We start from the raw sequence: 7244 nt of genomic DNA, 5'->3' as shown, positions 1-7244 counted from the left end.
CCCCGCTCTATTTCCCGGACGAAGTTTTGTATCTGGAACGGCGCTTCCACCTTGTTGGTATTGGCGTAGAACGGTAGCAGGAAGCGGACGAATCCCTCCTCCACTTCCCGGTTGGGGAAGCCTAGCCTATAAATGTCGAAACGTTCATCGTAGCTTTTTATGGTCAGGTAGCCGCTCTGGTAAATCACCGGAATGGGGTTGGTGGATTCCGAGTCGATGCTGTTCAACACCTGCGTGTCGGTCTCCTCGTAGGTCATTCGCTCCAGGTCGTACTCATGCTTTTTCAGCAGTTCCACCAGGTAGGTGGGGGTGCCTGTCTCGAACCAATAGTTGCCGAACTGCTTGCGCTCCATGGCATTGAGCAGGCTGAACGGGTTGTAGATGCCGATGGAGTTGGGGGTGAAATGGTAGCCGTCGTAATACTCCTTCAGCTTGTTGCAGAAGTTCTCATACGTCATGCCTTGGGCTTCGGCAAAGGCGTGCAGCTCCTCTTCCAGATTCTCGTGCAAGTCTTGTTCGCTGATGCCGCAAATGTCATTGTATTTATCCCACATGGAGATGTCTTTCAGGTTGTTCGGGTCGCTGAACACGCTGACCTTCCCGAACTTGGTGACACCTGTCAGCAGGGCGAACTGGATGCAACCGTCCATCGTCTTCAACACGCCGTAGAAGGGTTTCAGGGTGTTGCGGAATTCGCGTTGCAGCGATTCGTTGCCGATGGCTTGCAGCATGGGTTTGTCGTATTCGTCCACAAGGATGACAACGCTTTGCCCGCTCTGCTCGCAGGCACGCTCTATGATACCGGCAAAGCGCAGGGGGAAGGTGTGCTCGGAGGCATTGGCACCATACAGATTTTCCCACTTGGCGAGGTTCTTCTCCAAAATATAGTCCAAGCTTTCGGGAGTGTCATATCGTTCGATGTTCAGGTCGAGATGTAGGATAGGATGTTGTTTCCACTCCTTTTCCAGCTTTTCGATGGCCAATCCTTCGAAAAGTTCCTTCTTCCCTTGGAAGTAGGCTTCTAAGGTAGAGATGAGCAGGCTTTTCCCGAAACGGCGGGGACGGCTCAGGAAGTAATAGCTTCCTGTCTTCACCATCTTATATATCAAGGCTGTCTTGTCCACGTAGAAATAGCCGCTTTTGCGCAATTTCTCAAAGTTCTGGATGCCGATGGGATAAATCTTTTCGCTCATATAGATACTGCCTGTTTAATAGATTTCTACAAAGGTAAATTCTTTGCAGGAATAAACAAACAAGAGTGCTTATAAATTGAGGGAGGGCAGTACGGTTTTTTCATTGAACGGGAAAGTGTGTCAAAATGCCCGATAGCACACAGGATGTGTTTTGACCAGCTTTCCCGTTAAAAGAAAAAATCTCTTTCCTATTCCATTTTGGGGGTGGCGGCGTATCTCTTTCTGGTAGCCCATACGGCAATCATCAGCCCTATCACCAGCAGCGCGAGTGCCCCGTAGGCGATGCCTTCCGTCACATGAAGGCTTGTCGGATCGAAGCGCATTTCGAGGATGTGCTTGCCGGCAGGCACATGCACGGCACGCAGGATGTAGTCGGCACGGGCCAGGTCGGCGGGTTGTCCGTCGATGGTGATGTGCCAGCCGTCCGGATAATAGATTTCAGAGAAAACGGCGATGCCGTCTTGGGGGTTCTCCGTTTCATAGGTCAGGTGGTTTGGCGCATAGCTTGTCAGCTTGATGGTGGCGGAAAGGCTGTCTTTAGGCAGTTCTGTAGCACCTTTCAGCGCTTCTTTGAAACGGGTGTCAACCACGGCGGTTTCTGTGGGCAGGATGTTGTATAACGCGTCTATCTCTTCATTGGCGTTGTCCACATACTGCACCTGGCTTACGAACCAGGCGTTGCCGTAGGCGTAGGGGTTGAGGATGGGCAAGGTCTGTCCCTGCTGTCCGGCGGGGAAAATGAAGTATTTGGTGTTCAGCATATTCAATATGCGGAACTTGTTGGCATCCACGCTGTCCATTTCACCTCCTGCGGCGGCGATGGCCCGGTAAGCCTCCTGCATCTCGGGGGAGATGTGTCGTTCTATCATCTCTTGATAGCGGCGCAACTTGGCGGCGTGGTAACCGCCTACGCTCTTGTGCCAATAAGAGGTGTTGTTTTCGTTAAATGTGTTGGTGGCGAAGTTCAGCACGCGATAGTCGGCAGTGGTGTCTTGCAATATCAGCTTGTCGGCTTCCGTCTGGTTGAAGGTGTCGGTCCGGATAGTGCGGGGCACGAATTGCCCGTCGTTCAGGTAACGCTTGTTGATGCTCCACATGTCGCCCAAGCAGAGCAGGGTGATGCCGGCGACAGTCAGCGGGCGGCGCAGTTTCCCGGTGGCATAAAGCCCGAGCAGGGCAAAGCCGATGCCTATGATGAGGAAGCTGCGCAATGCGTCGCTGCTGACCAGGTTGGCACGCATCTCTCCCAGATTGGCCAGAATGCCCGACAGTTCTTCTGCTGGAATCATCTGTTGGCTGACGGCGTTCTGAAGCATTTGTGCTTCCTGGGCGGGTATGTAGCCGGTGCTGAGGCTGCCCGGTGCAACGGTGAGCAGCAAGGCGATGCCTGCCGTAAGCAGGATGGAGATGCCGACCGCTCTTCTTTCCCGCTTGATGAGGGCAGGTTCGTCCAGCACGCGCTTCAAGGCGAAGACGGCAAGTAGCGGTATGGTGAATTCTGCAATGACGAGGATGGACGATACGGCACGGAACTTATTGTACAGAGGGACATAGTCGATGAAGAGGTCTGTCAGGAACATGAAGTTCTTGCCCCATGCCAACGCGATGGAGAAGAGGGTGGCTCCTAGCAACGCCCATTTCAACGGACCTTTCACGATGAAGCAGCCAAGGAGGAAGAGGAACAGCACGAACGCGCCCACATAGACAGGGCCTGCGGTCATCGGTTGATCGCCAAAATACTGGGTCAGTGAACCGTACAGGCTGCTGTACATCGGGTTCGCTTTTTCCATTGCCGTTTCGTTTTGGCTGAGGGGGACGGACGCGCCGCCTTTGAAGTTGGGCACCAGCAGGGTCAGTGTCTCTCCGATGCCGTAGCTCCACTGGGTGATGTAGTCGCGGTCAAGTCCGTTGCTGCTTTGTTGGGCGGCGGTGCCGGTCTGTACCAGTTCGCTCTTGCCGCGCATGGACTCTTTGCTATAAGCATAGGTGTGGTAGAGGTTCGACAGGTTGGCGGCTATGCCGATGAGGGCTGCCAATGCCAATACGACGCTTGCCTTGAAGAACTGCGGCAACGTCTTGTTGCGCCATGCCTCTTCCAGATAGGCGCCTGCCAGAAAGAGGATGACGAAGAAGAAGTAGTAGGACATCTGCGCATGGTTCGATGTCACTTGCAAGGCGACGAACAGGGCGGTAAGGATGCCTCCCCACAACAGCTTGCCCCGATAGGCAAGCACGATGCCCGCGATGGTGGGCGGTACGTAGGCAAGCGTGATGAATTTCCAAAGGTGTCCTGCCGATATCAGGATGAAGAAGTAGGACGAGAACGCCCATATAATACCCCCTAATCCGGCCAGCCAGGCCGATATGCCGAAGGCACGCAGCAGGATATAAAAGCCCAGCATCAGCATAAATGTGAGGCAAACGTAGTCGGGCAGAAAGAGCTGGTAGGCTTTCTGTGCCCATTGCAGCGGTTTGGCGGAGTCGTACGACGGGGCTATCTGGTAGGTCGGCATACCACCGAACAAAGCGTTGGTCCAACGGCTGCGCTCGCCGGTTTGCTCGTAGTATTCTTTGACTTCTTGTCCCGCACCCGCTCCGGCGGCGATGTCGTGTTGGAAGAGAATGCGGTTTTCGATGTCCGCCGGGAAGAAGTAGGCGAACGAAAGGAGGACGAATGCCAGGATGGCAAGGAGGTCGGGGAGAAGCTTCTTCATTGATTTATGATTTTATGATTTCGGGGGCAAACTTAGACATAAATATTGATTTATACATTAGCCGGATAGATAAATCTGCTGAAATGTCGTACCTTTGCCTTTCCGAAAGGTATAAATCATCAATTTGAAATCATAAATCCGAACTTATGACCATAGGAATAATCAGCGCCATGGACAGCGAGCACTGCCGATTGGTGGAGCGTCTGCAAGAGAAGAAAACAACGGACGAAGGCGGTTTCCGCTATGTGGAAGGTTGCTTAAGTGGCAATCGCGTGATACTGACGCAGTGTGGCATCGGCAAGGTGAGTGCCGCGGTAGGTGCTTCGGAACTGATACGCCGCTTCCGTCCCGACTGCCTCATCAGCACCGGCGTGGCGGGCGGCATCGACCCCTGCCTGCGGGTGACGGATGTGGTGGCGAGCGAACGGTTGGTCTATCACGATGTCTGGTGCGGCGACGGCAACGAATACGGGCAGGTGCAAGGCTTCCCGCCTTTTTACGAAGGTTCACCTTCGCTGCTGAGGCATGCCTTGTCATTGAACGAAACCAATCATGCGTCCGGCATAGAGAGCCGCATCCACGGCGGGCTTATCTGCACGGGCGACCAATTCATCACCGGCCGTACGGAACTGGATGCCATCAAACAGCGTTTCCCCGACGGGCTTGCCGTCGATATGGAGTCCGCCGCCATGGCGCAGACCTGCTACTTGTACGGTGTTCCCTTCCTCAGTTTCCGCATCATCAGCGACACGCCGGGAGTCGAAAACCATGCCGCGCAATATGCCGACTTTTGGGGAACGATGGCGGAACGCTCGTTCCAGACAACGTGGGCTTTCCTCTCCACCCTCCCCACCAGCTTATAATTCATAAATCTGAAATCATAAATCTAAAATTCATAATTTTGAAATGAAAAAGATTCCCAGCTTTACCATCGACCACATCCGCCTGTTGCGCGGCATCTACGTGTCACGCCAGGACGAAGTGAACGGAGAAACCGTCACTACCTTCGACATTCGTATGAAAGAGCCCAACCGTGAGCCCGCTTTGGGGCAAGGTGCGCTCCACACCATCGAACACCTTGCCGCCACCTATCTGCGCAACGAACCGCAATGGCAAGACAAGATTATCTATTGGGGACCGATGGGCTGCCTCACCGGCAACTACCTGCTGATGAAAGGCGACCTCCGGCCGCAGGACATCCTGACTCTGATGCAGGATACCTTCCGCTTTGTAGCCGAATATGAAGGTGAAGTCCCCGGTGCCGCCCCGCAAGATTGCGGCAACTACCTGCTCCACGACCTGCCGATGGCGAAGTGGGAGTCCGCGAAGTATCTGCACGAGGTATTGGAGCAGATGAAGGAGGAGAATATGAAGTATCCGGAGAAGGGGAATAAGGAATAAACAAAACAAGCAGAGAGGGTAGTTTGTACACCCTCTCTGCTTGTTTTGTGATCATTCTATCCGAATGGAAGCCAATCTGTAGTTTCCGCTCTGCTCTGTTCCAAACAAAAGGACTTTCTGTTCCTGCTCATTATAAGCCAATTGGTCATACGGTTGATCCAGTTGTATGGCTTTTGGGGCATTCCCGTTCCAGTCGAATAAAAGCAATTTGTCTCCGCCGTGTTGCGAGCTATGTTCCTTGCCGCTGAATAAACCGATGCAATAGTTCGGCGAAGCAGCCATTGCAACGAATCCCATGATGTTCTCTTTTTTGAAGACTACTCCTTGCGATTGTTGATTGCTGATGTCCTTGTATGCAGGATAGGCATGGATATACTCTTTGATAAGAGTGGGAGAAGTGGGGTGGCTCATGTCATAGAATGAGATGGATTCTCCGAACCCGCTTCCTATAGCCAGTACTTTCTTGGTAGGCTGATAGGCCATAAAACCTTGGTAGGCGAATCCGTTCTCGGTGTCGGCATCCTTTTTATCGCCGGGATAGTCGCCGAATCCTTTGACGGCTTTACCGGTGCGGTTGTCCAACAAGGCAAGTCGGTTACCTCTCACCAGTCTGGTAGCCGCCGTGTATTCTTCGGTAAGGGGGATGCAGTTGAATAGGGAAATCAGAATGGCGGAGTCGTTCCGAAGGGTAATCCGCGAGTCTCTTCAGGTCATTCCGTCTTCTGTCATTTGATAAAGAAGTATCTCCTTTTTGTCTGAATCAATCACCGCCAATCGGTCTTTGTATGCCGATAAACCGGAGATGAACAACAACTCTTCCGGTCCCTCGCCCCGGCTCAGAAAGTCACCCTTGAATTTTCCGGATGTTGCATCAAATTGGGAAAGCATCAAAGGCTGATTTAAATTGGCGAAGAAGATGCTGCCTTCTACGCATGCCATCAGATAAGGGTTTCGGACGCTGTCTATTTCAAACTGCTCGTTTTCTACCATGCCTGTCTCTACATCCGGAAAGCGGGATAGAAGATTCGGAGGGGTGCTCTGACAGGCTGTCAGTAGAAAAAATGATGAGAGTAAAAGATGCTTGAAGGGTTTCATTTATAAATCTTCTATTTAAAAGTAATCAACTTCTCCATATCCGCTAAGAAAGTCCTGGTTCGCTCTATGTATGGGGCAACTTCCTCTTCAGTCGCATCATACAAATCATCGTAATCGCCGGATTGCCGCAACTCAAAAAGACGGGAAAGCAATCGGCCATATCCTCTGTCGAGCAAATCTGTTGTAATGAATTGTGCCCCTATCAGGTGAATGATGCCGCTGTGTGTGCGTGCCGTGAAACCTTTATCAAGTAACAATGCGGAAGCCATGTGGAACACGGCGTAATACAAGCGATTACCTGTCAAACTCCAATAGCCGAGTTTGGCAACGTCTTCCGCCTCTTTCAATGTATCGTATGCCTTCTGCCTGCGATAAGCGAGATTATCTTCTTTTCGTCAATGGTCAGCATAGCCTTATCCCTTCTCCTTCCACATTTTTATAAAACGGAGAAAAGCTCCTGTTCCGCCAATCTTTAAAAGTATAGAGCAAGGGATGAATCTGTGCGTCAATCTTCCACCCTAATTCAAACAATGGATAGGAGTATTGTTCGTAGTCGGACTCTTCCAGCTTCTCTTTATCCAAGAGTACCATGATGTCCCAGTCGGAATCCTCGTTGGCGTCTCCTCTTGCCTGCGAACCAAAAAGAATAATCCGCACGCCGGTGGAGGGCACGATACGGGCTATCATCTTTTTGATAGCTTCCAATATATATTCTTTTTTCCCCATATCCATTGATGTCAAATTGATGATATATTGTTGTAACAGCTCAAAGATAGTGAAAGGTGAGTGTAATGACAAATGAAAACGCAGTTTTCAAATTTGTCATTGCCGAACCGCATCC

Annotated in this window: 8 protein-coding genes; 2 read left to right on the top strand and 6 right to left on the bottom strand. The window is 51.7% G+C overall.

Going from position 1 to position 7244, the window contains the following annotated elements; translation table 11 throughout:
* A partial coding sequence (locus K2G43_RS01295) for an AAA family ATPase (RefSeq protein WP_300152763.1) occupies positions 1-1193 on the bottom strand: 1193 nt, incomplete at its 3' end.
* 188 nt (positions 1194-1381) lie between these two features.
* On the bottom strand, positions 1382-3907 hold the full coding sequence (locus tag K2G43_RS01290) for a YfhO family protein (RefSeq protein WP_300152762.1): 2526 nt from the start codon (positions 3905-3907) through the stop codon (positions 1382-1384).
* 146 nt (positions 3908-4053) lie between these two features.
* Here K2G43_RS01290 and K2G43_RS01285 point away from each other — a divergent pair, with 146 nt between their 5' ends.
* Positions 4054-4770 carry a 5'-methylthioadenosine/adenosylhomocysteine nucleosidase gene (locus K2G43_RS01285; protein WP_300152761.1) on the top strand — a complete coding sequence of 239 codons (717 nt, stop codon included), beginning with the start codon at positions 4054-4056 and terminating at the stop codon, positions 4768-4770.
* Positions 4771-4813: 43 nt separating this feature from the next.
* Positions 4814-5308: an S-ribosylhomocysteine lyase gene (locus tag K2G43_RS01280; RefSeq protein ID WP_297644684.1), complete on the top strand. Its 495-nt coding sequence runs from the start codon at positions 4814-4816 to the stop codon at positions 5306-5308.
* 51 nt (positions 5309-5359) lie between these two features.
* Here the strand turns inward: K2G43_RS01280 and K2G43_RS01275 are convergent, their stop codons facing one another.
* From K2G43_RS01275 to K2G43_RS01260, 4 genes are all read right to left on the bottom strand, one after another.
* Positions 5360-5914 carry a BF3164 family lipoprotein gene (locus K2G43_RS01275; RefSeq protein WP_300152760.1) on the bottom strand — a complete coding sequence of 185 codons (555 nt, stop codon included), beginning with the start codon at positions 5912-5914 and terminating at the stop codon, positions 5360-5362.
* Between the two features lie 99 nt (positions 5915-6013).
* The gene (locus tag K2G43_RS01270; RefSeq protein WP_300152759.1) at positions 6014-6298 is read right to left on the bottom strand and encodes a 6-bladed beta-propeller; all 285 of its coding nucleotides are present in this window, start codon (positions 6296-6298) and stop codon (positions 6014-6016) included.
* 116 nt (positions 6299-6414) lie between these two features.
* Positions 6415-6750 carry a HEPN domain-containing protein gene (locus K2G43_RS01265; protein WP_300152758.1) on the bottom strand — a complete coding sequence of 112 codons (336 nt, stop codon included), beginning with the start codon at positions 6748-6750 and terminating at the stop codon, positions 6415-6417.
* Positions 6751-6805: 55 nt separating this feature from the next.
* Entirely contained in the window at positions 6806-7129 is a 324-nt protein-coding gene (locus tag K2G43_RS01260; protein ID WP_297644680.1) for a nucleotidyltransferase domain-containing protein, read from the bottom strand.
* Positions 7130-7244 lie beyond the last annotated feature (115 nt).

Source organism: Bacteroides sp. (genome assembly GCF_029057325.1).
Taxonomy (GTDB): Bacteria; Bacteroidota; Bacteroidia; order Bacteroidales; family Bacteroidaceae; genus Bacteroides.
This window is presented reverse-complemented; position numbering and strand designations above follow the sequence as displayed.